The sequence below is a fragment of the Acinetobacter sp. YH12226 genome (assembly GCF_013417805.1).
Classification (GTDB): domain Bacteria; phylum Pseudomonadota; class Gammaproteobacteria; order Pseudomonadales; family Moraxellaceae; genus Acinetobacter.
This window is the reverse complement of sequence record NZ_VPDG01000008.1, coordinates 15,201-39,985: the sequence shown is the minus strand read 5'-3', so window position 1 is coordinate 39,985 and position 24,785 is coordinate 15,201. Positions and strand designations below refer to the sequence as shown.

Annotated in this window: 25 protein-coding genes and 3 tRNA genes; 17 read left to right on the top strand and 11 right to left on the bottom strand. The window is 44.2% G+C overall.

Translation table 11 applies throughout. The features are described 5' to 3' along the window. Positions 1 to 75: 75 nt before the first annotated feature. The 4 genes from FTV08_RS09740 to FTV08_RS09725 all read left to right on the top strand — a co-directional run bounded on the left by FTV08_RS09740 (position 76) and on the right by FTV08_RS09725 (position 2,435). On the top strand, positions 76 to 1,917 hold the full coding sequence (locus FTV08_RS09740) for a long-chain-acyl-CoA synthetase (RefSeq protein ID WP_180087214.1): 1,842 nt from the start codon (positions 76 to 78) through the stop codon (positions 1,915 to 1,917). Positions 1,918 to 2,112: 195 nt separating this feature from the next. Next, a tRNA-Lys gene (locus FTV08_RS09735) sits at positions 2,113 to 2,188 on the top strand. A 20-nt stretch (positions 2,189 to 2,208) separates the two neighbouring features. Beyond that, positions 2,209 to 2,284 (top strand) — tRNA-Lys (locus FTV08_RS09730). A 75-nt stretch (positions 2,285 to 2,359) separates the two neighbouring features. Continuing rightward, positions 2,360 to 2,435: transfer RNA gene (locus FTV08_RS09725), tRNA-Lys, on the top strand. 182 nt (positions 2,436 to 2,617) lie between these two features. On the opposite strand, the gene FTV08_RS09720 is transcribed toward FTV08_RS09725, so the two are convergent. Next, positions 2,618 to 3,307, bottom strand: a complete 690-nt coding sequence (locus FTV08_RS09720; RefSeq protein WP_180087213.1) for a hypothetical protein — start codon at positions 3,305 to 3,307, stop codon at positions 2,618 to 2,620. Positions 3,308 to 3,550: 243 nt separating this feature from the next. On the opposite strand from FTV08_RS09720, the gene FTV08_RS09715 reads away from it, so the two are divergent. From FTV08_RS09715 to FTV08_RS09705, 3 genes are all read left to right on the top strand, one after another. Next, positions 3,551 to 3,826, top strand: coding sequence for a PspC domain-containing protein (locus tag FTV08_RS09715; RefSeq protein ID WP_004278536.1), 276 nt, complete (start codon positions 3,551 to 3,553; stop codon positions 3,824 to 3,826). Positions 3,827 to 4,073: 247 nt separating this feature from the next. Continuing rightward, the gene (locus FTV08_RS09710; protein WP_180087212.1) at positions 4,074 to 4,859 is read left to right on the top strand and encodes a sulfite exporter TauE/SafE family protein; all 786 of its coding nucleotides are present in this window, start codon (positions 4,074 to 4,076) and stop codon (positions 4,857 to 4,859) included. 81 nt (positions 4,860 to 4,940) lie between these two features. Continuing rightward, positions 4,941 to 6,353, top strand: coding sequence for a DASS family sodium-coupled anion symporter (locus FTV08_RS09705; protein ID WP_180087211.1), 1,413 nt, complete (start codon positions 4,941 to 4,943; stop codon positions 6,351 to 6,353). A gap of 633 nt (positions 6,354 to 6,986) precedes the next feature. On the opposite strand, the gene FTV08_RS09700 is transcribed toward FTV08_RS09705, so the two are convergent. Together FTV08_RS09700 and FTV08_RS09695 are read right to left on the bottom strand one after the other, a co-directional pair. Then, positions 6,987 to 8,096 (bottom strand): HPP family protein, encoded by a 1,110-nt coding sequence (locus FTV08_RS09700; protein WP_180087210.1) that lies wholly within the window; start codon positions 8,094 to 8,096, stop codon positions 6,987 to 6,989. 261 nt (positions 8,097 to 8,357) lie between these two features. Next, on the bottom strand, positions 8,358 to 9,155 hold the full coding sequence (locus FTV08_RS09695) for a transglutaminase family protein (RefSeq protein WP_180087209.1): 798 nt from the start codon (positions 9,153 to 9,155) through the stop codon (positions 8,358 to 8,360). A 312-nt stretch (positions 9,156 to 9,467) separates the two neighbouring features. Here FTV08_RS09695 and glyQ point away from each other — a divergent pair, with 312 nt between their 5' ends. The 6 genes from glyQ (at position 9,468) to FTV08_RS09665 (ending at position 15,077) form a co-directional block, all read left to right on the top strand. Then, positions 9,468 to 10,451, top strand: a complete 984-nt coding sequence (gene glyQ / locus FTV08_RS09690) for a glycine--tRNA ligase subunit alpha (RefSeq protein WP_004278542.1) — start codon at positions 9,468 to 9,470, stop codon at positions 10,449 to 10,451. Then, positions 10,451 to 12,520, top strand: coding sequence for a glycine--tRNA ligase subunit beta (gene glyS, locus FTV08_RS09685; RefSeq protein ID WP_180087208.1), 2,070 nt, complete (start codon positions 10,451 to 10,453; stop codon positions 12,518 to 12,520). The genes glyQ and glyS overlap by 1 nt, the downstream gene beginning before the upstream one ends. A 118-nt stretch (positions 12,521 to 12,638) precedes the next feature. Next, a complete protein-coding gene (locus FTV08_RS09680) occupies positions 12,639 to 13,310 on the top strand; it encodes an adenylate/guanylate cyclase domain-containing protein (RefSeq protein WP_373687393.1) in 672 nt (223 codons plus the stop codon). Then, positions 13,303 to 13,917 (top strand): hypothetical protein, encoded by a 615-nt coding sequence (locus tag FTV08_RS09675; protein WP_071850462.1) that lies wholly within the window; start codon positions 13,303 to 13,305, stop codon positions 13,915 to 13,917. The genes FTV08_RS09680 and FTV08_RS09675 overlap by 8 nt, the downstream gene beginning before the upstream one ends. 58 nt (positions 13,918 to 13,975) lie before the next feature. Further along, positions 13,976 to 14,365 carry a hypothetical protein gene (locus tag FTV08_RS09670; RefSeq protein WP_004278545.1) on the top strand — a complete coding sequence of 130 codons (390 nt, stop codon included), beginning with the start codon at positions 13,976 to 13,978 and terminating at the stop codon, positions 14,363 to 14,365. Between the two features lie 229 nt (positions 14,366 to 14,594). Further along, on the top strand, positions 14,595 to 15,077 hold the full coding sequence (locus tag FTV08_RS09665; protein WP_180087207.1) for a hypothetical protein: 483 nt from the start codon (positions 14,595 to 14,597) through the stop codon (positions 15,075 to 15,077). A gap of 68 nt (positions 15,078 to 15,145) precedes the next feature. Here the strand turns inward: FTV08_RS09665 and FTV08_RS09660 are convergent, their stop codons facing one another. The 3 genes from FTV08_RS09660 to FTV08_RS09650 all read right to left on the bottom strand — a co-directional run bounded on the left by FTV08_RS09660 (position 15,146) and on the right by FTV08_RS09650 (position 17,783). After that, positions 15,146 to 16,099 carry a 2-hydroxyacid dehydrogenase gene (locus FTV08_RS09660; protein ID WP_180087206.1) on the bottom strand — a complete coding sequence of 318 codons (954 nt, stop codon included), beginning with the start codon at positions 16,097 to 16,099 and terminating at the stop codon, positions 15,146 to 15,148. An 89-nt stretch (positions 16,100 to 16,188) separates the two neighbouring features. Continuing rightward, positions 16,189 to 16,386, bottom strand: coding sequence for a hypothetical protein (locus FTV08_RS09655; RefSeq protein ID WP_081400832.1), 198 nt, complete (start codon positions 16,384 to 16,386; stop codon positions 16,189 to 16,191). Positions 16,387 to 16,511: 125 nt separating this feature from the next. Then, complete coding sequence (locus FTV08_RS09650; RefSeq protein ID WP_180087205.1) at positions 16,512 to 17,783, bottom strand: hypothetical protein; 1,272 nt, start codon at positions 17,781 to 17,783, stop codon at positions 16,512 to 16,514. A 113-nt stretch (positions 17,784 to 17,896) separates the two neighbouring features. On the opposite strand from FTV08_RS09650, the gene FTV08_RS09645 reads away from it, so the two are divergent. Together FTV08_RS09645 and FTV08_RS09640 are read left to right on the top strand one after the other, a co-directional pair. Continuing rightward, positions 17,897 to 18,673, top strand: coding sequence for a class I SAM-dependent methyltransferase (locus tag FTV08_RS09645; protein ID WP_180087204.1), 777 nt, complete (start codon positions 17,897 to 17,899; stop codon positions 18,671 to 18,673). 16 nt (positions 18,674 to 18,689) lie between these two features. Next, entirely contained in the window at positions 18,690 to 19,277 is a 588-nt protein-coding gene (locus FTV08_RS09640) for a hypothetical protein (RefSeq protein WP_180087203.1), read from the top strand. 150 nt (positions 19,278 to 19,427) lie between these two features. Here the strand turns inward: FTV08_RS09640 and FTV08_RS09635 are convergent, their stop codons facing one another. Together FTV08_RS09635 and FTV08_RS09630 are read right to left on the bottom strand one after the other, a co-directional pair. Then, positions 19,428 to 20,627, bottom strand: a complete 1,200-nt coding sequence (locus FTV08_RS09635; RefSeq protein ID WP_180087202.1) for a TIGR03862 family flavoprotein — start codon at positions 20,625 to 20,627, stop codon at positions 19,428 to 19,430. A gap of 4 nt (positions 20,628 to 20,631) precedes the next feature. Then, a complete protein-coding gene (locus tag FTV08_RS09630; protein WP_180087239.1) occupies positions 20,632 to 21,276 on the bottom strand; it encodes an SAM-dependent methyltransferase in 645 nt (214 codons plus the stop codon). An 85-nt stretch (positions 21,277 to 21,361) separates the two neighbouring features. Here FTV08_RS09630 and FTV08_RS09625 point away from each other — a divergent pair, with 85 nt between their 5' ends. Beyond that, entirely contained in the window at positions 21,362 to 21,535 is a 174-nt protein-coding gene (locus tag FTV08_RS09625) for a DNA gyrase inhibitor YacG (RefSeq protein WP_004278554.1), read from the top strand. Between the two features lie 175 nt (positions 21,536 to 21,710). Continuing rightward, positions 21,711 to 21,893, top strand: coding sequence for a hypothetical protein (locus tag FTV08_RS09620; protein ID WP_004278555.1), 183 nt, complete (start codon positions 21,711 to 21,713; stop codon positions 21,891 to 21,893). Between the two features lie 40 nt (positions 21,894 to 21,933). On the opposite strand, the gene FTV08_RS09615 is transcribed toward FTV08_RS09620, so the two are convergent. The 3 genes from FTV08_RS09615 to FTV08_RS09605 form a co-directional block, all read right to left on the bottom strand. Then, entirely contained in the window at positions 21,934 to 22,578 is a 645-nt protein-coding gene (locus tag FTV08_RS09615) for an MBL fold metallo-hydrolase (RefSeq protein WP_005108027.1), read from the bottom strand. A gap of 22 nt (positions 22,579 to 22,600) precedes the next feature. Then, positions 22,601 to 23,614, bottom strand: a complete 1,014-nt coding sequence (gene hemH, locus FTV08_RS09610) for a ferrochelatase (RefSeq protein WP_180087201.1) — start codon at positions 23,612 to 23,614, stop codon at positions 22,601 to 22,603. Between the two features lie 65 nt (positions 23,615 to 23,679). Beyond that, positions 23,680 to 24,708, bottom strand: a complete 1,029-nt coding sequence (locus FTV08_RS09605; protein WP_005102932.1) for a DUF4062 domain-containing protein — start codon at positions 24,706 to 24,708, stop codon at positions 23,680 to 23,682. Between the last annotated feature and the right edge of the window lie 77 nt (positions 24,709 to 24,785).

Sequence of the window (24,785 nt, the reverse complement as noted above, 5' to 3'; positions counted from 1 at the left end):
AACGCTAAAAGATGGATAGCTCGTCTACTGTATATAAATTGAACGTATCGGATACGAAAAATAAATAGGATTCTCATGACCCAAATGAAACCACACGATCTGATTGGGATTGCAGATGTCGCTGCCAAAATCCCGGCTTTTTTGACCAAAGTGCCCAATTTGCTCACTGGTCTAAGACAGGCATATTTACGTACTCCGAACACACCGGCCGGCTTGGGTCTGGCTTTTGAAAAAGCGACCAAGCGTAACCCCGAAGGTATCGCCTTGCGTTTTGAAGAGCAAAGCTATAGCTATGCTGCTCTAAATGCTCGGGCCAACCAGATTGCCCATTTCTATCTCTCCTTGGGTGCCAAGAAAGGTGATGTAGTTGCCGTGATGGTCGAGAACCGCCCTGAGCTGATTGCTAGCGTGATTGGTCTGGCTAAACTGGGTGTGACCACCGCCTTGGTGAATACCTCTCAAGTCGGCAAGGTGCTGACGCACAGTATCAATCTGGTCAAACCGATTGCCCTGATTGTGGGTGAAGAGTGTCGTCATGCAGTCAACGAGATTCGTAATGACCTGAATATTAGCAGTGACCGCCTGCACTGGTTTGCAGATCAAAACACTCAAGCCGATCCGGGTCAGGCGCCTGAAGGCTTTATCAACCTGGCTGAAAAAACCGATCTTGCTCCCAAATTCAATCCATCAACTACTCATTCGGTACAGGGCAAAGACGGGCTGTTCTATATTTACACCTCGGGCACCACGGGTCTACCTAAAGCGGTGATCTTTACCAATGGTCGCTGGACGCTGGCTTATGGCACCTATGGGCATGTGCTGAATCTCAATAAAGATGATGTGATGTACTGTACCCTGCCGCTTTATCATGCCACAGGCATGGTGGTGTGCTGGTGCGGTGTCATTGCAGGGAGCAGCACCCTGGCGATTCGGCGTAAATTTTCGACCTCTTCTTTCTGGAAGGATGTGCAAAAATTTGATGCCTCTGCGATTGGTTATGTCGGTGAGTTGTGCCGCTATCTGATGGATGCTCCCCCATCTGAACTGGAAAAAGGTCACCGCGTGACTAAGATGATTGGGAATGGCATGCGCCCAAATATCTGGGATAAATTTAAATCCCGTTTTGGCATTCAGGAAGTGCTGGAACTGTATGCCTCTAGTGAAGGCAATGTCGGTTTTAGCAATATTTTCAATTTTGACAATACCGTCGGTTTCTCACCCACACCGTATGCGATTATTGCCTTTGATAAAGATAAAAATGAGCCGGTGCGGGATACTAAAGGCCGTTGCAAACGAGTGAAAAAAGGCGAAACCGGTTTACTGATTGGTAAAATCACCCGTCGTTCACCTTTTGATGGTTATACCGACCCGGAAAAAAACAAGTCAGTCATTATGCACGACGTATTTACCACAGGTGATGCTTACTTCAATACCGGAGATCTGGTGCGCAATATCGGCTTCCGTCATGCGCAGTTTGTCGATCGTTTAGGCGATACTTTCCGCTGGAAAGGGGAAAATGTTTCTACAACTGAAGTGGAAAACATGCTGACCGAGTATGACAAAATCGTTGAAGCGGTGGTGTATGGCGTAGAAATTCCCAATACCAATGGTCGTGCCGGTATGGCCGCGATTACCCTGCAACCCGATGTAAAATTGGATGATGCAGATTTAGCAGCCATGGCCGCTTGCTTTAAAAAATGCTTGCCGGCTTATGCGGTACCGGTATTTTTACGTATACAACAGCAGATTGAAACTACAGGTACCTTTAAATACCAGAAAAATAAATTGAAAGAGCAAGCATTTGATCCGAGTAAAACCGATGAACGCCTGCTGGTGTTATTGCCAGGTGCAACGGCATATTCGGAGCTCACCGCAGAGATTTTTGCCAATATCCAGGCCTATCAATATCGCTTCTAAGTACTGAAGTTGCCTATTTTTTGTTTAGATAAAGCATAATTGTTGTATTTATAATCAAACATGGGCAACTTTGTTATTTTTTGCTTGCGCTGAAATGAGATCTTGCTACAATACGCTCCATCAAACAAAGTGGTGCTTTAAGCTATTTAGCTTGACTTGCACTGCACATTCAAACCTGGTTTGAATGATGGTTCAGGGTCGTTAGCTCAGCTGGTAGAGCAGCGGACTTTTAATCCGTTGGTCCCGCGTTCGAATCGCGGACGACCCACCACTTATTTGATATCCCTTGATGGGTCGTTAGCTCAGCTGGTAGAGCAGCGGACTTTTAATCCGTTGGTCCCGCGTTCGAATCGCGGACGACCCACCATCTTCCGAAAGGATCACGTAAAAGTACACCACACTCTTGCGTCATAAAAATGGTCATCATCATTTTTATTCCTCAGGGTCGTTAGCTCAGCTGGTAGAGCAGCGGACTTTTAATCCGTTGGTCCCGCGTTCGAATCGCGGACGACCCACCATTCTTTCCTTAGAATGTCTCCCTGATTTCCCTTATTATATTTTAATTAAATTGCGATGTTTTGGTCGTGTATTTCTGCGCCCAGATTTTAGGCTCACACGTTCCCACAACTTGCCTTTATTGTCTAATCTAAATCGTATTTGAATTAAGCTTTCGACCAGATCAGCCGATTTTTATCGGGCATTATTTTTGAATATGAAAGGATGTGTCTTTGACCAGTTCATAGGCTTTTGAAGGTGCCGGATAACCGCGATCAAATAATTCCCGGTTGGTTCTTTCCTTTTCACTATAGATTTTTTCCAGATTCATGACTAAGTGATTTGAATCTTTAATCTTATAGTAAAAGCTCGCCCCTTCTTTGCGATTCACTACTATATCGGTACGCTCAGGATTGATAAACCAGCGGTCTTTACGGTAGGTGATATTGTGAGCCGTGCTGTTTTTGGTATTATCAATAAATACTTTGCCATACTGTAAAATGCTGCGATGCACGGTACCGTCCGGCATCAGAGTCAAAATAAATTCTGCCTTGCCTTCAGTGCAAGGGGCAAAGCGGCCATCACAATCGATTTCAGTATGATAACGGCCTATAAACGCCTTGGCATCCTCTGGTACAGTTGCAGGGTTTAAATCAGCTTCTGCCGGAAGAGTCGCCTGCCCTGCGACCTGAGTTAAGGATTTGGCACTGACGGTCACTACATCGGCCTTCGTATTGGCAGCGGAAATTTTAACACCCTCTTCTGAGGCCGCCTGACTTTCCTGTTCAGGTTTGACTTGTTGCTGATCACAAGCCTGCAAAATCACTATACTCCCCAACACCAGGCTACATTTAAAAAAACTGCTTAATGTACAACGTGATACATCCAATTTCATTTTTAATAAACCTAAATAGGAAACATGGCGAGCAAAAAGCACACAGCAAAGCTGCTGAACTTTACACAAGAGTTCAATAGAATTTTCACTATGTTAGTAGCTCTTAGATCTGGTTTTAATCTTTATTAACATTACTTAACGATTTTATTTTTAATCAGCACTTTAAAAAGCTTAAGCAAACTCCATTTCTTTAAGTATGGATCCGTTTTAGGATTCAAACCTATTTTTAATCAGGAGATTTTAATGGCCAATGTTGGTTTATATCGCTCTAACCGCTCAAACATGATTGCAGGTGTGATGGGTGGTATTGCTGAACGTTTTGGTTGGAACGCGAATTTATTACGTCTGATTTTTGTGGTGATTTCAATCATGAGTGCCGCATTCCCGGGTATTTTGGTTTATCTGGTGCTGTGGTTAATCATGCCGAAAAAACAGTACAGAATTGATCATGACAGCGTTCATCAACCTCAGGGCTATCAAAATCCTGTGCGTACAGTGAATCAGGATAAACGCTATTAAGATAAACGCTATTAAGCTGTACAGTCATTTTTAACAAGCGTTCTTAACCAGTTTCATCGCAGAGCTTCCTCTTTCACCCCGGTTAAATGGGATGAAATTTTGATGCCACGGTAATTTCCCCAAGTTATCGTGGCTTTTTTTGCCTATATTTTTTTGTTATTTCTTTGCTCTATTACTGCTTTTCACTTTCTTTCTCAGTTGAATTCACGATAAGTTCAAGATTCCAATTTTTTAAAATGGATTTCACATGACTCAGGCAGAATGGATGATGCTGTGGCTCTGTACCGTAGCAGCCCTGCTGCATGGTTTAAGCGGCTTTGGCTTTCCCATGATGAGTACGGCTGTTCTGTCCAGCGCATATCCGCTTAGTATCGCGGTTACCCTTGTCATTCTGCCCTGTCTGCTGCTGAATCTGATCATGCTGAATGCCGACCCTGCGCATAGCCTGTTGAATAGTATTGGCTATTATATAAAACGCTATTGGCCACTAATACTTAGTAGCCTGATCGGCAGTGTACTCGGGGTCAAACTGTTACTTTGGCTAAATGAAGCTTATTTAAAACTGTTACTGGGTCTGGTGATTGTATTTTATGTCTTGGACCAGTTACGGGCACGGCCATTGCAAGTCAGCCCACATATTTCCAGCATGCTCTGTTTTGGTTTATTGGCCGGCATTATTGGAGGTGCGACCAATGCCATGGCGCCTTTTCTAATGATGTATTTAATGAGTTGCCAGCTCTCTAAAACAGATATTGTCATTATCAGCAATCTCAATTTCATTGCCGGTAAACTGATCCAGCTAGTTTTACTGTTTCCAATTCTGATCACACTGGAAACCCATCAACAGCATATTCTGATCGGGATCAGCTTATTCGCCCTTGCTGGTGTCTGGATCGGAGGCAAAATACGCCATCGTTTGTCTCAGCAGCACTTCAAATGGATTGTCCTGGCTTTACTTCTTGGCTTGGGCCTGTATGCCCTCTGGCAAAGTGCTGGATTATTGCAACAATCTGGTTATAGTATCTTTAAATAGGGTATTTTTTAAACAAAACAAAATTAAAAATTCAAAGCTAATATAAAAATGACGTAAATAAACACCTTGCAAGGAGAGCATATGACTCAGACCAACCTAGCTACCCCGACCAATGCTATGCCCAAAGGACTGCTGAAAGGCTGGATCCTTATTTTTGTCGCAGCCATTGTAGCTTATGGCTTATATCTTTACCTGCCCTATGACCAGAATGCCAATAAAGGACTGGCACTTTTAGCCTTTATCGGTATTTTATGGCTGACGGAAGCCATTCATATCACGATTACAGCGTTACTCGTCCCCGTAATGGCGGTATTGCTGGCTATGCCAATGGCCTCTGGTGAAGAACTGGTTCCGATTACCACGCAAGCCGCTTTGGCCACTTTTGCCGATCCTGTCATTTTCCTGTTTTTTGGTGGTTTTGCGCTGGCAACGGCGTTGCATATCCAGAAACTGGACCGGAAAATTGCCATGTGGATCATCTCCATGTCCAGAGGGCATCTGGGCATTTCTGTACTGGCGATTTTTGTGGTGACGGCGCTGCTGTCCATGTGGATTTCCAATACGGCGACTGCTGCCATGATGCTGCCTTTGGCCTTAGGCTTGCTTTCACATCTGGATGTCAGCAAGGATCGTAAAACTTTTGTCTTTATCCTGCTCGGCATTGCCTATTCAGCCAGTATTGGCGGACTGGGCACCATGGTCGGTTCACCTCCGAATGCCATTGCCGCCAAGGCACTTGGCTATGATTTTGCCGACTGGATGAAAATCGGCTTGCCGATGATGTTCATTATTCTTCCCGCCATGCTGGTCAGTTTATATCTAGTACTACGTCCAAAACTAAATCATAAAGTACAATTTGTGACCGAAGACATTCCCTGGACCGGCACCCGTATAGCCACCATGATCCTCTTTCTCTGTACTGCAATTGCCTGGATTTTCAGTAAAAAATTCACCGAAATTTTTGGTATTTCCCAGCCGGATACCTGGATTGCAATTTTGGCTGCCTGTATGGTGGTGATTCTGGGTACCGCAAGCTGGAAACAGATTGCAGAAAATACCGACTGGGGGGTCTTGTACCTATTTGGTGGTGGTCTGACCTTGAGTGCCATTCTGAAGGATTCAGGCAGTTCGCTGGTACTGGGGCAAACTCTGGCCAATGCCTTTGGTGATGCCTCCCCGCTGATGATTATTTTTGTAGTCGCCACTTTTATTATCTTCCTGACTGAATTTACCAGTAATACCGCTTCGGCTGCCCTGCTGGTACCAGTATTTGCCGCAATTGCGGATCAGATGGGCATGCCCAAAGAAATTCTGGTGATTGTCATTGGTATTGGTGCCTCATGTGCCTTTATGCTGCCGGTAGCTACCCCACCCAATGCGATTGTTTTTGGAACCGGTCATATCCAGCAAAGCGAAATGATGAAAGTCGGTTTTGTACTGAATATTATGTGTATCTTTATTATTTCCCTGTTTATTTACTGGTTCTTTATTTAATCATTAAAGTTTTAAGCATCACACCATCCACAAAGCACACTCCGGTGTGCTTTGTCGTATTAATCGCCTATATGTTGAATCTTTCTCTCATCGAAAAATGATATGCATTTAACAATGATAAAGTCCCTATATTAAAAACATCAAAAAGTGGCAAATAGATATTGGACAGGATATTTCACTTAATCTCTCAACCGATCCAGAATTCTCCCTGGAAAATGACGCTTAACCTCGCACTTTCACCTTTGATCATTGCTGTAATTTTATTCCCTTATGCGCTATTTCATGAAGCCAGCTCTGGGATTTTCTCCATTTTCATGAGCCTGTTTTCAGCGCTTTTGATTAGCTTTTTTATCTGCCTGACTTACTGGGTGATGGTCTTTCCTTTTCTATGAGTGACTCACCTGCTGCTACGCCATTATCAGCTGTTTAATATCCTCACGATTTTAATGAGCTGCGTACTGGGAACCCTGATTCTGGCCTATATCTCGCATCCTTCAAGTGAAAATTTTAGTTCCCATTTTTTGTTTCTGCTGTGTTTTTCCCTGCCGATGGCACTATTTTACAGTTTTCTCAGCCGGCAAGCTGACCAGAGTTGATCACACATGCTCTGTTAAATTCCGTTTTAATTCGGTTTTAAACTTTCATTTTAAAATGATTCAGCTCCTGATTGAGTGCAGCAATCATATCTGCCCGACTGATAATTCCCACCAATTGCTGCTCGCTCACCACCGGAATATAGTTGAACGAACGCTCGACAAAATACGGCACCAGATCCTGAATGGGTTGTAAAGGCTGCACCGTAATTACCTTACGGGTCATGATATGTTTGACCTGATGCTCCCAGCTGCTACGGACATCGGCAGCGCGCTTGAACCATTCCACCACCTGATACATCGCCAGCGTGCCAATCAGTTGTTCATCGGCATTGACGACGGGCAGGCTCATCAGGTTCATCTGCTTGAACTTGTTCAGGGCATGCTGGATATCATCATTTTCATGCAGCGTTGCCACATCCTTCGTCATAATATCCTGGCAGCTAAATTCATGTACCGCACGCGCATTGGCGCGGTTTTGTGCCTCCAGAATGATTTTTTGCAGGTCATATTCGCTGATATCCAGCAGCTCGGTGCGCTGATCCAGCACTTCCTGAATATCCTGCGGTTGAATCGTGACTTTCTGGGTCGGCGTCGGATCCTTGGAACGAGTATTTAGTTGAGCTTGCTGCGGATAATCCTTGCCAATCATCCGGTTAAAGACAATGGCAATTACCATCAGTAAAATTGAATTGAGTAGTACCGGATAAAATACAAAGGCATAACCGAGTTCATGCACCGGCTGGCCGCCCAGCACTGCGGTAATGGCCACGGCGCCACTCGGTGGATGCAGGGAATCTGTGGTCATCATCAGGACAATTGCCAAAGCCACGGCTACACTAAAAGCCTCAGTTGGACTGGCAATTAACAAGGCACAGCTCACGCCAATCACGGCAGCAATGGTGTTGCCGACCAGAATATTCCAGGGCTGCGCCAGAGGGCTGGCCGGCACTGCAAAAAGTAATACCGAGGATGCGCCCATCGGAGCAATATACCAGGCTTCAAAATCCCCCAGAATCCATAAACTCAATAAAGACGAGACTACCAACCCCAATAGTGCCCCAGCTCCGCAGAGCAAACGGTCTTTGAGTGGAAGGATTTTGAAATTCGGTTTTAAGGTATTGAGCCAGTCGAGATGGGAGTGAAACACAGTGCGCCTGATCTTATTGTTCATAGATTTTGGGCATTATAGAGCCAAGCCAGATGAAAGGCATCTGTGTTTTACATCTTTTCATCATGAATCGATCGAAGCTTTTTAAAACCATAATAATCTCGCTCAGCTTGAAAATACTGATCCTGTTTTTTTTTGCAGAACAACCGCTCCCCTATCAATCGCCATTGAAATGGAAAAATCCTTTGTAACCATTTTGCTTAGTATATTTCCAGAACATTTTTATTGTGGCCTGCCTATTCATTCAGGTTTGATCAGGGGCTGGATTTTTAACAGCTCAACCTGACCATAATAAGTTGAAAATGCCACATCTCCGGCATCGACTCCAGTGCCGATCCGAATAAGATTTTCGACCGGAGCCAAACGGGTCGGATCAAACTGTACCCATCCACCATCTAAATAGGCTTCAAAAATGGCATGAAAGTCAGGTAAAAACTTTTCAATTTCTACATAACCGACCACCATGCGTGCCGGAATTCCCAAGGCACGGCACAGCGCAATGCCTAAATGGGCAAAATCACGGCATACGCCTGCGCGATGCACCAGCACATCTGTGGCAGTGGTGAACTGGTCAGAACTCCCCGACACATAAAAAATATTATTATAAATCCACTGTTCGATCGCTTTGACCCGAGTATAGCCCGGTATCATCCAGCCAAATGAGCGTTTTGCCATTTCCAGTAATAAATCCGAATTGCAATAACGGCTGGCCAACAAATAAGGCAATACTTCATCGGGCAGCTCAGGAATGGTTACTTCTTTCATACCTTGCTGAAGTTCCAAAGAGAGGCTCGGTTGACGAACCACTGTCGCCGTATAATTCAGCTCAAAAACCTCACAGGGTTCGACCTGTAGCCGAACATGACGATTTTGATGCTGCGCATCCTGAAATTCATGCCATGTCACAGGCAGGTTAAAGCTGAGTTGTTCTCCGAGAATCTTCTGATCGGAATGATGTGCCGCCTGAAGCATAAAAATAAATTCTGTCGGTTGCACGACCTTGTATTTTAAATGGCATTGAATTTGGTAAGTGGTCATGAAGTTCCTTATTTTTAAGCATTATTATATTGCGTGAATATTAAACTAATTTTAGAGTCGCAATCGTATGAGATCCGTTGAACTTTATGATTCTCCGCTTAACAGCATGCCATACATCTGATTTATTCCTGATTTTCAGATCAGCCTGTATCGGCCAGTACAGCTAAAATCGCAGTAAGCTTCTAAATGCCGCGTATCCTTTAAGCCTGTTTTATTTTTTTCAAAAAAGTATCCGTACATTAACCCTTTGCCACTCCCCTGCAAAGTCCTTATAATTGAGCACAATTTTTCTCTAATTTTAAGTGGATGACCATGAGTCGCGCCATATCGCATATTGATACCTTCCAAGGCTTAATTCTTGCCTTACAAACTTACTGGGCGGAGCAAGGCTGCGTCATTTTGCAACCTTATGATATGGAAATGGGTGCAGGGACATTCCACACTGCGACTTTCCTTCGTGCGCTGGGTCCTGAAACCTGGAATGCCGCTTATGTTCAACCGTCACGTCGTCCGAAAGATGGTCGTTATGGTGAAAACCCGAACCGTTTGCAACATTATTATCAATTCCAGGTGGTGCTTAAGCCAAACCCGGACAATATCCAGCAGCTTTATCTCGATTCATTAAAAGCGATTGGCATTGATCCACTGGTACACGACATTCGTTTCGTAGAAGACAACTGGGAATCTCCAACACTAGGCGCTTGGGGCTTAGGTTGGGAAGTTTGGCTGAATGGTATGGAAGTAACGCAGTTCACGTACTTCCAGCAAGTCGGTGGTGTTGAATGCTACCCAGTCACCGGCGAAATTACTTACGGCCTTGAACGTCTTGCCATGTACTTGCAAGGCGTAGACTCAGTTTACGATCTGGTTTGGACCAAAGGCCAGTTCGGTACGGTAACGTATGGCGATGTGTTCCATCAAAATGAAGTGGAACAATCGACCTATAACTTCGAATATGCCAACGTTGAAAAAATGTTTGAATTGTTCGATTTCTACGAAGCTGAAGCAACACGTTTGATCGAAGCGAAACTTCCACTTCCTGCATATGAGCAAGTCGTGAAAGCATCACACAGCTTCAACTTATTGGATGCGCGTGGCGCGATTTCTGTGACTGAACGTCAGCGTTACATTTTACGTGTACGTACATTGGCACGTTCTATTGCGACCAGCTATGTAGCAGCACGTGCGGAACTTGGTTTCCCAATGGCTGAACCTGCATTACGTGATGAAGTGTTGGCACAATTAAAAGCGCAAGTTGAAGCAGAAGCGAAAGAAGCAAACAAGGAGAGCAAATAATGTCTAAACATACCGTTTTGTTCGAATTGGGTTGTGAAGAACTTCCACCAAAAAGCCTGAAAAAATTACGTGATGCCTTACATGCAGAAACAGTAAAAGGCTTAAAAGATGCTGGTCTTGTTTTTGATTCAATCGAAGCCTATGCAGCACCTCGTCGTCTTGCACTTAAAATTGTCAATGTTGATGCTGCACAAGCAGACATACAAAAACGTTTTGACGGCCCTGCCAAACAGGCAGCCTTTGATGCTGAAGGCAACCCGACGAAAGCACTTGAAGGCTTTATGCGTGGTCAAGGCATCACGGTTGATCAAGTATCAACTTTCCAAGCAGGTAAAGTTGAAAAAGTATGCTATTTAAAAGATGTCAAAGGTCAAAGCCTTGACGTTTTATTGCCACAAATTTTACAAAATGCATTGGATAATCTTCCAATCGCAAAACGTATGCGTTCTGCGGCAAGCCGTACTGAATTCGTACGTCCTGTGAAATGGGTTGTGTTGTTGAAAGACAACGATGTGGTTGATGCAACAATTCAAGACCACAAAGCAGGTAACGTGACTTATGGCCACCGTTTCCATGCACCTGAAGCAATCACTTTAACGCATGCAGACGAATACTTAGCGAAGTTAAAAGCGGCTTACGTTGTAGCGTCTTTTGAAGAGCGTCAAGCCATCATCGATCAACAAGTCAAAGCACTTGCTGATGAAGTGAATGCCATTGCAATTGTCCCTGCGGATCTTCGTGACGAAGTGACTGCACTCGTTGAATGGCCTGTTGCGCTTCGTGCAAGCTTCGAAGAACGCTTCCTTGCTGTTCCTCAAGAAGCATTGATCACCACGATGCAGGACAACCAGAAGTACTTCTGCTTAGTGAACGCTGACAATAAACTTCAACCTTACTTCATTACTGTGTCAAACATCGAGTCGAAAGACCCGACACAAATTATTGAAGGTAACGAGAAAGTGGTTCGTCCACGTTTGTCAGATGCTGAATTCTTCTTCTTACAAGATCAAAAGCAACCGCTTGCATCTCGTAAAGAGAAACTTGCAAACATGGTATTCCAAGCTGAATTGGGTACGCTTTGGAACAAGTCTGAACGTATTGCGAAATTGGCTGTAGCACTTGCGCCTATTACAGGTGCAAAAGCGGAAGATGCTGAAAAAGCGGCGCTTCTTGCAAAATGTGACTTAACCTCTGAACTTGTGGGTGAATTCCCAGAACTTCAAGGGATCGCGGGTACTTACTATGCGCGTCTTGAAGGTGAAAATGCTGAAGTGGCTGAGTCTTTAGGTGAGCAATATCTACCTAAATTCGCGGGTGACGTTTTACCTAAGACGAAGACAGGTACTACGATTGCCCTTGCGGATCGTTTAGACACGCTCACAGGTATTTTCGGTATTGGTCAAGCACCTACAGGTTCTAAAGACCCGTTTGCACTGCGTCGCTCTGCGATTGGTATTTTACGTCTGGTAACTGAAAACGAGCTTGATGTTTCAATCGAAGATTTGATCAAACTTGCACTTGCTGCCTATGGCGATGTATTGAAAGATCACGACAAGACTTTGGCGGATGCGGTTGCATTCCTTGAAGGTCGTTACCGTGCGAAATACGAAGACCAAGGCGTTGCGGTTGATGTGATTCAAGCTGTTCAAGCGCTTTCACCAAAATCTCCGCTTGATTTTGACAAGCGTGTAAATGCAGTCAACCACTTCCGTGCCTTGCCTGAAGCGGCTGCGCTTGCTGCTGCCAACAAGCGTGTTGCGAATATTCTTGCAAAAGAAGCAACACCTGAAGGTGCTGTGGTTGAAGCGAATCTGGTTGAAGATGCTGAGAAAGCATTGTTCGCTGAACTTGCGAAAATCACGCCTGTGGTTGAGCCGTTATTTGCTGCTAAAGACTACACTGCTGCGTTGTCTGCACTTGCTGCTCTTCGTGCGCCAGTGGATGCATTCTTTGACGGCGTAATGGTGATGGCTGATGATGCTGACTTAAAAGCAAACCGTTTACGTATGCTTGCTCAGTTACGTGAGTTGTTTACCAAAGTGGCAGATATTTCGGTGTTACAGCACTAAGCCATAATTGCTTGAAAGTTAAACAAAACCCCGCTATAAGTTAGTGGGGTTTTTAATGAATGAATAAAAAATGCAAGCAAATTAAAAATCATATGATTTTGAAAAAAGCCGTGAAAGAATTGATGAAATATTAGACTCTTCAGATAATAATTATCAAGAGAGTAATAAAGTACCTGGTATAGATGATCTAACATACACCAACGGCTATCATATAAATTGCTCTGCTTTATTTATTGATCTACGTGGTTCAAAAGACCTAGCTACTCAACATCAAAAGAAAGTTTTAGCAAAAATATATAGAGCCTATATTTCTGAATTGGTTGCGCTCCTTAACGGTAATCAAAATATCCAGCAAATTTATATTGAAGGTGATTGTGTTTGGGGGGTATTCAATACAGAAACAACTGTCCAAATTAATGAGGTATTTACTACCGCTGCTAAAGCTAATTCACTAATTCATACTTTAAATATAAAACTTAAGAAAAAAAATTATACTCAGCTTAAAGTTGGTATGGGGCTTCATTATGGACAAGCTTTAGTTATAAAAGCTGGCTATAAAGGTAGTGGTATCAATGAAGTTACTTGGATCGGCGAACTAATTGGAAAAACAGCTCACTATTGCAATAATGCAAACAAAGGATGGCGCAAACCAATCATTCTTTCTGATGTATTTCACCAAAATTTAAATGATGACAATAAAAAGCTATGTGACAAAGTACCTTATACGGATTTCTATGAGTGTGATGTTATAAATATATTGATGAATACATGGGTTCAAGCCAATGGATAAACTTGATTTTCTTCATTCAGCTATCCAAGACACCCAACAAAATATTCGTGCTATAGATTTTAAAATTGGGGCTTTATTAGCAGGTTTAATTGTTCCTTTTCCTCAAATAAGAGAAATTTTCAAATATTTAACAATTAACGAGTTTTGGTGGCAGCATGCTTTAGCAGCCATAATTTTTGTAATGTGGCTAGCAACCGTTCTTATTTTACTTTTAGCACTCTCCGCAATAGATAATCCTAGTAAGCATATTTCAGATAATACAAATCAAAAAGGGCTATATTTTGGCGGTGGTTTATTTAACTTCAAATTATTAAATATTTTTTGGCGAACAAAGAACTTTGCCACAAAATCTGTCCAAGACTACAAAAATGAAATTGAAGACACCTCTCTAGATATTTCAAAAGAATTAGCTTATGAACATTTAAAGTTAATCTACATTCGTGATCTAAAAATTTTCCGCTTACGCCATGCAATAGTATTAATTTTTGTGCTTATTATAGTGGGGTCTATAAGCTTTCTATCTGCCCCTAATATGAAGAAAATTGATGTCGTAAATCAAGATATTCAACATCTTCAACCAAAACAATATTTAGACTATTTGTTATAGGCATTTCACTTTATATTTCCTATACTCAATCTAACAACACTCAACAAGAAAGAATCATATGAAATTTAAAACACTCATTCTGACTGGTCTTGCGAGTATCGCAGTTACAGCTTGTACATCTGCACCCAAAATCCCACAGCTTCAGGTTGGCGTCTTACAGGAAGTCCAAAACCTCGAAGTAGTTCCAGCCACGACCAACAACAAGGCCAAACTGACCAAATTCCTCGACAAATGCGTGATTGAATTTACCGGCGATATCGGCAATAACCGTGTCATTGAACAATGGTCATTTAAAGGCATGACTCTAATCGATGCCGGCTCAGCGACTTTCCAGCGCGACGGTACTAGCACTGCACAAAAATTTGACCTGCACGATGCAGGGGTACAGAAGAACTTTGTCAGCTTACGCGAACATTTCGCCAAAGATGCCCTGACACAATGTGATTAAAAAGATCGCCTTGTTTCTAGTCTAAGAACAGGGCTTTTATTTTGCTAAAAATCAATTCGACACTTGGGCTAATTTCTACTGCCCTTTCTTTAAAAATTACAATATTTCGGCACAGATCAACCTGAAAGCTCTGCACTCTTCACAGGATATTCATTGTTTTTGACCAATTATCCGTTACACTGAAAAACAAACTCAGACCGCACTTAGACGAATTCGAGGTCGATCCATAATGAATATCAAAACCCCAATTATTTTAACGACAGCTTTAATGCTTTCTGTTCCAGCATTCGCACAAACCACGACTCAGTCTGCTAAACCGGTTAAACCCTATGGTGAAAATCCGAACCTGCTGCATGTCTTTGCCTATAAAGCACAGGAAGGCGTGATTAATACTGCCGAGAAAGTCGGTGAAGCAACGGAAAAAGGCATTGCCAAAATCAAGCCGGGGGTAGACCGTGCCTGGAGCAATACCAAGTCTGCAACCTCAGATACACTGCAAAAAGTAGATCAGGGTGCAACTCAGGCAGCCCAGCAAACCGGTCAGAAAATCCAGCAGACCAAAGAAGTCTGGCGTGGAAATTCACAACAGGCACCTATCGTGCAGCAGCCTTTAAGTGAGTCCTCTGCTACCCCACAGCAAACAGCAACCCCACAAATGCAGCCTCAATCTGGTTCAGGTTCAGCCACCAGTTATGCAGTAACCGATTTATAAAAAAAGCCCGTGATGGGCTTTTTTTATTTTTAGAAAATAAAACTATTATCTTGTATTGACACGATTTATCAATTGACCTGTCGGATCGGCTGACCTTGTTTAAATGCTGCTACATTTTCCACCATCTGATCCACAATCCGTTGTCTTGCATCGACACTGCCCCAGGCATTATGTGGCGTCACAATCAGGTTGGGAATCGTTGAATCAAGTAACACATTGCCCTGTTTCGGTGGCTCTACCGTTAGAACATCTGTCGCTGCACCGGCAATCTTGCCTGCTCGCAACGCCTCAGCCAATGCCGCTTCATCGACAATGCCGCCACGCGCACAGTTAATTAAAAATGCACTGCTTTTCATTGCATCCAGCTCAGCATGACTGATTAAATGTCGGGTATCTTCAGTGAGTGGACAATGCAGACTGAGAAAATCGACTTGAGTAAGCAGTTCGGCAAATGGCACACGAGATGCATCCGCTGCACGGTTTGGCAACGCAGCAATGAGAACTTTCATGCCAAAGGCTTCGGCTAGTTTCGCCACCGCATGACCCAGTTCCCCATAACCGACAATGCCCAAGGTTTTTCCGGCCAGCCCGACAATTGGCGCATCCAGCAAACAGAACTGGCTGGCTTTTTGCCATTCGCCTTGTTGTAACGCACGTTGGTACGACAGGAATGAAGTTGCCAGATTGAGCATCAACATGATGGTATGCTGCGCGACTGCCGAAGTGCCATAGGCCTGACAGTTACACACCACGATCCGGCGTGCTTTGGCCGCCGCAAGGTCGACATTATTGGTGCCAGTTGCAGAGATTAAAATGAGTTTGAGTTGAGGGCATTGCTGAATCGTAGCTGCATCGATCATCACCTTATTCGTAATAATAACATCGACATCAGCTACACGGGATGCAATCTCGGCAGCCGAGGTCGCCGGATACAAAACCAGTGGATCAAATGCGGCATGCAGTGCCTGAAAGTCTAAATCCTGCTGGTCTAAAGAAGCATAGTCTAAATAAACGGCTTTCATGGCTGTTCCCTCAATCCTGTTTGACAATTTATGTTTGTCATTTAAAACAAGTCATTGAGTCTTTTCAACCCGTTTCCAGCCTGATGCAATTAATCCAGCGGTTTATCCATATGATTACGTAGTGACTTGCGGATACGATACACTACATACACGGACAGAATAATCATAAAGATGATGGACGCACTGACCATGATCACTGCAGGATGCACAGTTTCTGCATGTGCCAGATTAGGTAGAATCAAACCGAAGATAAAACATACTTGCATCATCCGAGTCGCTTGCATCATAGAGATCCCCTTCTTCGTTTCAACCATCGGGAACGATATAATTGGTTTATTATTTATACCGCTTATCTCTATATTATGCCAACCCCATCACAAGTCAAGTAATTGTTTTTTATTAAAATTTTCAGTTAATTTGTCTCACTGTGCGTCACAAACTGCGTATTTTTGTCACTATCGTCGATAAAAGCAGCAGCACCATATTCATTGGTACTCAGATTCAGCTGCTTATAGCTAAACATATAAAAATCACTATAGCGCTTCATTAAAATCGGGTGCATGCCCAGACTGAGTTCATCCTGTTCCTTGATCAGCTTCATGATATGCCGGTCATTCATCACCACCAAATAACGTTCATCATTCAGATTAATACTCAATAAACCATTACCTTTGGCATAAATCGGAATCAGAAATTTATGGTTCAGGGCAATTGCACCTTCTGCATAACTTTCGATTTTATGGCTGATGACATTAAATACCAGACCATGTCCATAGTGGTCCAATAACAGCTGACGATTTTCCTGCGGCAAATTCACATGAATGCCCAGTTTGAGCAGGTCATGCTGATCAACCTGTTTATTGCGTAACAGTTCCCGCAAAATCACCTGTTTCTGGCTGGCATCAAAAAACTGGTTATCCAGTTGCAGATCGTTATTTTTCAGAATGAGTCCCAAAGCCATGCGGTGTCGTGGCAAGACATTTTCAATCACCTTGCGATAATAGAACTTGCTGTTTTTCTTGACCCGGCGCATTTTCTGATAGAAATAGCTTGGCTCATATTCATGCACCAAAAAGTCATAGAGCAATTCGGAACTGGCCAAAACTGCGATCGCATCATGTCCGGTAAAAGGTAAATGCAGCACATGATGATGCGGAATCAGCGCCTCTAATTTCAGATAATGGGCACGATCTTCGGCACAGTAAGGATCATAGACAATAATATATTCGCAGGTGTTGTCGATATCTTCGGCTGCAACCCGCATATTTGTATTCAGCTCTGGCTGATAGAACATGTTATAACGGGCATCATGTACATCTTCCGGATCGATCGAGTATTGCGGCACCATCGCCACCACCCGTTGTACGCCCAAGGCACGGGAATACTTGATCGCAGCATAGCCGCCCATCGAACCGCCATAGGCAATACGCTGCTGAAACGGCTCAATCAGATCTGCGATGGCTTGCAACATGTTCCACATGGAACCTTGTGGAAACCAGGATTTATGCTTGGGCATAATACCAAGTACATTAAACTCGAATTTCGCCAGTGACTTTTCTGCATTGATGTTGAGGCCCTTGGCACGGGTAATCAAATCGCCAAATGAAAAAATCAGTTCTGAAGAGGAGCCCGGCATAAAAATCGCGCGTATATGTTCATCTTCAAAAACAATCTGCTTGTCCATAACTTTCCCGTGCTGGTAAATCGAACCCTTCCACAACAATTCATTCAATGAACGCTGTCAAAAAAGTGAATATGCTATTTTATATCGATCAAAAAGATTAAAAAGCGCAAAATATGACACAATCATTACATCCTGCAGCAAAACGGGGTTTTAGTGCGTCGGCTGAGCTCTATCAGCAAGTGCGTCCTGATTATCCGGCAGAAATCAGCCAGTGGCTGAGTAAAACGCTGGCTTTGCCTGCAGATGCGCATGTTTTGGATTTGGGCAGTGGCACCGGCAAGTTTATCCCCTATTTACGCCCGCTCAGTAAGCACATTATCGCAATTGATCCTGTCCCGGAAATGCTGGCTCAATTAAAACAGGCGCATCCGGACATTCATGCAATTGAAGGCGTTAGCCATCAACTTCCCCTGCCTGATCATAGCCTGAATGCGGTATTTTGTGCACAGTCATTTCACTGGTTTGCCGATTCTGCTACCTTACAAGAATTAGATCGGGTACTCAAACCGCAGGGTTGTCTGGTGTTAATTTGGAATCAGCGCGATACTCGGATCGACTGGGTTCAAGCCTTGGCCGATTGTATTGCCCCCTTGGAAGGCGATACGCCGCGCTATCATAGCGGCACCTGGCGCGAGGTCTTTGCACAGCAAACGCTATTTCAGCCCTATGCAGAAACCACAATGACCCAGCAACAGCATGGCAATGTCGAGCAGGTGGTATCCAAGCGGCTGCTCTCCACCAGTTTTATTGCAGCTCTACCTGAACAGCAGCAGGCACAGTTAAAACAACAATTTGAACAGATCATCCAGCAATATACAGCCAAAAGCGCAGAGGAAATGATTGATTTTCCTTATGTCACCCATATCTATGTGTTCAAGAAAAGTAATTAAAGAACAGGAGGCGATCATGCATAAAATACCAGGAATGACACGAACGGCGCTGTTCGCCGTAGCCATGCTGCTAATGGCATGTGATCAGAAAACTTCAGAGACTCCGACTGAAGCCACAACAGATAACACGGCTTCAGATCAAGTCATGCAGGAACTGAAAACCGAACCACTGAAAGACTTTCCTCAAACTGCCGATGATCCGCATGATATTGCTGCATTGACGGATTATGAACAGCGCTTTCAGGACATGAGTAGTGATCTGGAAAAAGAATTAAACGGCATGCGCGATGATGAAAACATGACCGCAGAATTTGTCCAGCAACGTCAGCGTGATCATGTCCAGTCAGCCCTGAATATGCTGAAGGCTTTAGAGCTGAAAACCGAACAGGGCCGTTATATTCAGGGTTTGATGTATCAGTACTGGGAACATCAGGACCAATTACTCAATACTCCCAAGACTCAAGCTACGCCTGTAAATGAAGCCAGTGAGAATGTAAAGGGTCTAGGGAAATATCTACACGCCCAAGAACAGCTGGAACGCTGGCGTTCGCAATATCCGGATCTCGCCAAGAAAGAACCAGCTTCCCGGCAAGTGAAGGAATAGTCTAGGATGCTAGATTGACACACAGTTTAGATAAAATACAAAAATAATCTAAGCTGAACTGGCAGCTTTAAAACAGCGTGAATGAACAAGGCCGGATCTGTTGAGTCTGCATTCAGTATAAATACTAGATCATCCTAGCTATAAAATGACTTAATCTGCTGTCAGAAACTGATGCACACCTTCACCCGCTGCACGCCCTGTGGCAAAACAGGCTGTCAGTAGATAACCGCCGGTCGGTGCATCCCAGTCCAGCATTTCTCCGCAAAGAAATACATGTGGGTTAGATTTCAATTGTAGCTGTTCTGACAACACTTCACGCTTGACACCACCTGCACAGCTAATCGCCTCTTCAATCGGGCGGAAACCTGTGAGTGGAATGGTCAAATGTTTAATTTTTTTGGCTAATTCAGCAGGATCTTGCCATACCGCTTTGGCCACCAGTTCCCGTACCAGAGCCGCCTTGGCACCGTCCAATCCGGCTTTACGCCAGACATTAGTTAAAGACTGCTTCTTACTTGGCTGTATTTTTTGCACAAGCTGTTCGATGCTTTGATTTGGGAAGAGGTCCAGATGCAGCTGCATAGGCTGCCCCTGTTTTAGTTGCTCGCGTAAGCCACGCCCCTGCTTATAGATCAGACCACTTTCCAGACCATAATGACTGATCACGATATCGCCGATGGTCTTTTCACCTTGCCCAACCCATGCTGCAACACGTTTCAGCGGCTGACCAAAGACTGGCTGCATAAACCGAGACCAAGGATATTCCACTCCGGCATTACTGGCTTGGAAAGGCTCAATTTCATCCGGTTTCAGCCATGCTTGCCATGCACCATCACTCCCCAACGCTGACCAAGACACTGCCCCACAAGCCAGAATAATGGCATCAAAATGTTCAGTGCGATATTCATTATTTTTCAGATCATGCAGCTCAAGCTGTTGTTGCTCTAACTGGCTGACTTTATGCCGGTAATGAAACTGAACATCATCACTGGCCAAACGCTTGAGCCAGGCACGCAGCAAGGGCGCGGCTTTCATCTCTGTAGGAAATACCCGGCCAGACGAACCGATATAAGGTTCAATACCAAGCTGCTTCATCCAGTCTTGAATCCAGAGCGCATCCCAGCGTTTGATCCAGGGAGACAACCACTCCACCTGATCATAACGTTGTACAAACTGTGGCACAGGCTCGGCATGGGAAATATTCAGACCGGTTTTGCCTGCCATCAGGAATTTACGCGCAGCAGACGGTTTCTGCTCATAGACATGCAGCTCATAATCAAACTGACTGAGCACTTCTGCTGCCATTAAGCCTGCGGGGCCTGCACCCACAATAGCAATGCGTTTGCTCATCTGATTATTCCGAGACGGTGGCATTCTGCCCTTGCAAAGGCTGGAAATCATCAAAACGTGTCACATAAGTTTCAGGCTTGCTGATGATCAGTTGCTGGCATAGTTCACCGCGCTCCAGATATTTAATTTCAAAATGGGTACGCGCCGAATCTGCAGCAATCACTTCTTTGACAAAAGGTAGCTTCCAGAGCTCTCGCACTTGTATTTCTGCTTCTTCGATATAGGCAGGAATATTACTGGCCAGCGTAATCGTTCCACCGGTTTTCAGGCGGGAAAGCAGAAACTCAAAAAATGGCATATTGACCCAGCGCTGTGCCGGATTATGCGGTTCAGGATTTGGATATAAAATAAAGAATCGTTCTACCTGCTGCGGATACAGTGCATGCACGATCCACGGTAAAGCATCGGCATGAACGGTTTGTAAATTAGTTTGACCCTCAACAGCATGCTGTTTTTGCATCGCCAGAAATTTTTCACGGGTACGTTCAATTGCAATCAGTTGAGTGTCTGGATTGTTCTTGCTGAATAACAAGGCATGTTTACCTTTACCCGCTCCCACTTCGACACAGACCGGTTCAGGACTGATGCTTTGAAACTCACGGGGCGCATGCATACGCTGTGCTTGAAATTGACGAATCGGCATAATCAGATCAAACTAATAAAAACCGCATAAGTCTAACAAGTGCGGCTATATTTGCCTAATCGAACCTTTATTTTTCTTTGGAGTTATTGTCATGCCTACCACTTTAAACTGTCCGCGCTGTGGCAAGCTGACCACATGGGAAGATAATGAATTCCGTCCTTTTTGCTCAGAACGTTGCAAAATGATTGATCTGGGGGCTTGGGCCAATGAGGAATATAGTTTGCCTACCCAGGATGCACCACAAGCCGACAACAGCGAAGAATAAAATGTCTTCCCTGTCGAAAATTCTGTCTGAAAGCAGAATCTTGTCGAAATTAAGTAAATAAATCATATGAGTTTTATAAAATTACTTAGATAAAGCAACACGAATTAACATCATTCATAAAGCCTTAGTATTATTGTTCTACTCTAAATTTTCACATTATTTTTAGAGCAATAATATGGGTTATATTATTTTAAGAGTCATATTAATTGGGGTCGGTCTACTCGCACTTCTTTCTTTGGGAGTCGGCATTTTCCAACAAGATAGTTTATTTATTGTATTGGGTGTGCTTTTTGCTTTTGCCGCTTGGCTCATACACATGCAAACGCGACAACTTCGCAATAATCCCTTTTCAGAATAAAAATAAAAGACCAAACTATGTTGGTCTTTTATTTACGCTTTTAACCCGCTTTACCTGCAACAAAAGGATTATGCTGCTTTTCAAAACCAATGGTGCTGATCGATCCATGTCCTGAAATGAATTGAGTTTCATCCGGCAGACTAAAACATTCTCTCTGAATGGAATCTAAGAGCTGCTGATGGTTGCCACGCGGGAAATCAGTCCGGCCAATTGAACCTTTAAACAATACATCCCCTGTCCATAACAAGTCATAATTTTTGTTATAGAACATCACATGACCTGGCGTATGGCCTGGAGCAAAACGCACTTCAAATTCTTCATTGCCGAGTTTGAGCACTTCTCCACCTTCCAGCCATTGGGTCACTTCGACTTTTTCCGGAATCGGGAAGCCATAACGTGCAGAAACTTCCTGAATCATGTCGAGCCAGAATGCATCTTCCTTATGCGGTCCAATCACCGGTACATCCCAAGCCTTTTTTAACGCACCCACCGCACCCGCATGATCCAGATGGCCATGAGTGAGCCACAAGGCTTTAACCGTTAAACCCAGCGCTTCAACTTCAGCTTTCAGTTTTTCAGGTTCGCCCCCAGCATCAATCAAAATGGCTTCTTTAGTTTCCGTATCCCAAACGATGGAACAGTTTTGCTGAAATGCAGTAACTGGAACAATTTTGACTTGTAACATGGGGTGAAAAACCTCGGGCAAGTTAATGGGTAAGTGTCTGTGTCAATGCATCCAGATTAGCCTGAAGCAGACTATTGAGCAATCGCAAATGATCTTCACGGCTATTTAATGCCGGAATGTAACTATAGCTTTCACCGCCGAGTGCTTTAAAAATCTCGGCATTTTCGATTGCCAGCTCTTCAAGCGTTTCCAGACAGTCCGCGGAAAATGCTGGACTCATTACTTGAATTGATTTCACCCCCTGCTTAGCCCAATCTTCAAGCAAAACATCGGTATAGGGCTTGATCCATTCCTGTTTGCCAAACCGCGACTGGAAGCTGATCGCATATTGATCTTCGCTTAAACACAAGGCTTTAGCCAACAGCTTGCCAGTTATGCGGCAACGGTCGGCATAAGGATCGCCTTTATCAGCATAGGGCTGTGGAATACCGTGGAAAGACATCAACAATTTCTCTGGCTGACCATGAATTGCCTGATAGTCCCGTACACTTTGAGCCAGCGACTGGATAAATAAAGGATGTTGATAATAATCCCGGATCACTGTCAAACCGGGTAAATTGCGCTGTTTAACCACCCATTTCGCCACAGCATCGTATAGAGGTGCGGTCGACGTGGCTGAATATTGGGGAAACAGGGGAAATAGAATCACGTGTTCCTGTGGCTGCGCGGAGACTTGTGCCAAGACATCCTGAATGTTGGGATTGCCATAAGTCATGGCAGGCACCACATTCAGCTCAAACTGTGGATACAGCTGGGTGAGATGCGTCTTGACTGCTGCGACCTGCTCAAACAGAATTTCACGCATCGGCGAATCCTGTCCCCATACTTGCGCATAGGCCTGTGCTACCCGCTTTGGACGGAAGGGCAAAATGAATAAGCGCAGAATGATTTGCCAGATCGGTTTGGGAATTTCAATCACACGCTGATCAGATAAAAACTGCTTGAGGAAACGGCGTACCGCTGGAATCGTAGGCTCATCTGGTGTGCCCAAGTTTGCCAATATAATCGTCACTTTCGCTTTAGCAGGAGAATACATTCAGTTCGTCCGTCAGGATATCAACCCCTGTACTTTAACAGCTTTTTATTTATTCTCTCTATGGATTAATACGCTGACTTATATTGAAAAGTGCGATCTAAATCCAGCAAGCTGCTGTCCAGCAACTTTTGCGCTTTTGGCGTGATCTGCCACAGCATGCGCTGTCGGTCATCACGACCGGATGGCACAATCCAGTCATTCTGGCGCATTTGAATTTTTAAACTATGCAAGGCACGGATATTCATCTGGGCACGCGCCACTGCATGTGCACGCGGCATCTGTACCCGTGCATCCTGCAAACCGGTTTCATTCAGATATTCATTCATGCGCTTCGAGAAAAATTCCTCAGGGGTCGGATTGACAAAGGTGGAGCCCAGCAACGCCAACAATTGCGCCCAAGTCAGTTTCTTCTGGACTTTGATTTCCTTGAAGTTACCATCCTGATAAGCATGCATCCGGTATTCAAAAGAAAAAATTTCATGCATCGCTACTTTGGGCAAGCTCAGGAATGGATCAACTTCTGCAGTTCCGCCATCACGTTCCAGTTGAGCCACTTTGGCTTTAAGCTGGTCAATCTCGTCATGCAGCGCCTGGGTATTTTGCGGACGCACCCAGCCGGTCACCGGATAGCGCTCCAGCATTTGCGGCATGTTAAAACGCACTGCCATTTCCAGATCGCGCAGGCTGCGGTAAGTAAAGACCTGATCGACTTCCTGCTGTAATAGTTGACGGAATTCCTTGAATTTTTCCTGTAATTCCGGTTTGGCATCATGCAATGCACTTTCACGTGATGCCGGATCATCATGCATAAACACAATAATCGGTTTTTGCTTGGTCACTGCATAAATATATTCGAGATGCATATAGCCAACACCCGATACCGACTGCTCTCCATACTGGCTTCCCAGCAGAATCACGACATAATCACAGTCATCAATCTGGCGGCGTGCAAATGCAGTATTCAGCGGTGTACGCTGTTCCAGTCCCCACGAGAAAAACCCCATTCCTACCAGTGTTTGAGACAGAATGATACGCTCCGGTTGCATTTCTGCCCCAGAGGTTGAGATGAACACTTGGTACCGTTTATCCAGCATGGGCTATCCTCTTCTCCTGTACATTTGCGTAAAAATGCATTATCACATGCTTCTTTACCCAATATGGCCACCCCAAA

Excerpts from the sequence above, each read along its gene's own strand:
- FTV08_RS09740 (WP_180087214.1), top strand. The coding sequence starts at position 76 with ATGACCCAAATGAAACCACACGATCTGATTGGGATTGCAGATGTCGCT.
- FTV08_RS09720 (WP_180087213.1), bottom strand. The coding sequence starts at position 3,307 with ATGAAATTGGATGTATCACGTTGTACATTAAGCAGTTTTTTTAAATGT.
- FTV08_RS09715 (WP_004278536.1), top strand. The coding sequence starts at position 3,551 with ATGGCCAATGTTGGTTTATATCGCTCTAACCGCTCAAACATGATTGCA.
- FTV08_RS09710 (WP_180087212.1), top strand. The coding sequence starts at position 4,074 with ATGACTCAGGCAGAATGGATGATGCTGTGGCTCTGTACCGTAGCAGCC.
- FTV08_RS09705 (WP_180087211.1), top strand. The coding sequence starts at position 4,941 with ATGACTCAGACCAACCTAGCTACCCCGACCAATGCTATGCCCAAAGGA.
- FTV08_RS09695 (WP_180087209.1), bottom strand. The coding sequence starts at position 9,155 with ATGACCACTTACCAAATTCAATGCCATTTAAAATACAAGGTCGTGCAA.
- glyQ (WP_004278542.1), top strand. The coding sequence starts at position 9,468 with ATGAGTCGCGCCATATCGCATATTGATACCTTCCAAGGCTTAATTCTT.
- glyS (WP_180087208.1), top strand. The coding sequence starts at position 10,451 with ATGTCTAAACATACCGTTTTGTTCGAATTGGGTTGTGAAGAACTTCCA.
- FTV08_RS09675 (WP_071850462.1), top strand. The coding sequence starts at position 13,303 with ATGGATAAACTTGATTTTCTTCATTCAGCTATCCAAGACACCCAACAA.
- FTV08_RS09670 (WP_004278545.1), top strand. The coding sequence starts at position 13,976 with ATGAAATTTAAAACACTCATTCTGACTGGTCTTGCGAGTATCGCAGTT.
- FTV08_RS09665 (WP_180087207.1), top strand. The coding sequence starts at position 14,595 with ATGAATATCAAAACCCCAATTATTTTAACGACAGCTTTAATGCTTTCT.
- FTV08_RS09660 (WP_180087206.1), bottom strand. The coding sequence starts at position 16,099 with ATGAAAGCCGTTTATTTAGACTATGCTTCTTTAGACCAGCAGGATTTA.
- FTV08_RS09655 (WP_081400832.1), bottom strand. The coding sequence starts at position 16,386 with ATGATGCAAGCGACTCGGATGATGCAAGTATGTTTTATCTTCGGTTTG.
- FTV08_RS09650 (WP_180087205.1), bottom strand. The coding sequence starts at position 17,783 with ATGGACAAGCAGATTGTTTTTGAAGATGAACATATACGCGCGATTTTT.
- FTV08_RS09645 (WP_180087204.1), top strand. The coding sequence starts at position 17,897 with ATGACACAATCATTACATCCTGCAGCAAAACGGGGTTTTAGTGCGTCG.
- FTV08_RS09640 (WP_180087203.1), top strand. The coding sequence starts at position 18,690 with ATGCATAAAATACCAGGAATGACACGAACGGCGCTGTTCGCCGTAGCC.
- FTV08_RS09635 (WP_180087202.1), bottom strand. The coding sequence starts at position 20,627 with ATGAGCAAACGCATTGCTATTGTGGGTGCAGGCCCCGCAGGCTTAATG.
- FTV08_RS09625 (WP_004278554.1), top strand. The coding sequence starts at position 21,362 with ATGCCTACCACTTTAAACTGTCCGCGCTGTGGCAAGCTGACCACATGG.
- FTV08_RS09620 (WP_004278555.1), top strand. The coding sequence starts at position 21,711 with ATGGGTTATATTATTTTAAGAGTCATATTAATTGGGGTCGGTCTACTC.
- FTV08_RS09615 (WP_005108027.1), bottom strand. The coding sequence starts at position 22,578 with ATGTTACAAGTCAAAATTGTTCCAGTTACTGCATTTCAGCAAAACTGT.
- hemH (WP_180087201.1), bottom strand. The coding sequence starts at position 23,614 with ATGTATTCTCCTGCTAAAGCGAAAGTGACGATTATATTGGCAAACTTG.
- FTV08_RS09605 (WP_005102932.1), bottom strand. The coding sequence starts at position 24,708 with ATGCTGGATAAACGGTACCAAGTGTTCATCTCAACCTCTGGGGCAGAA.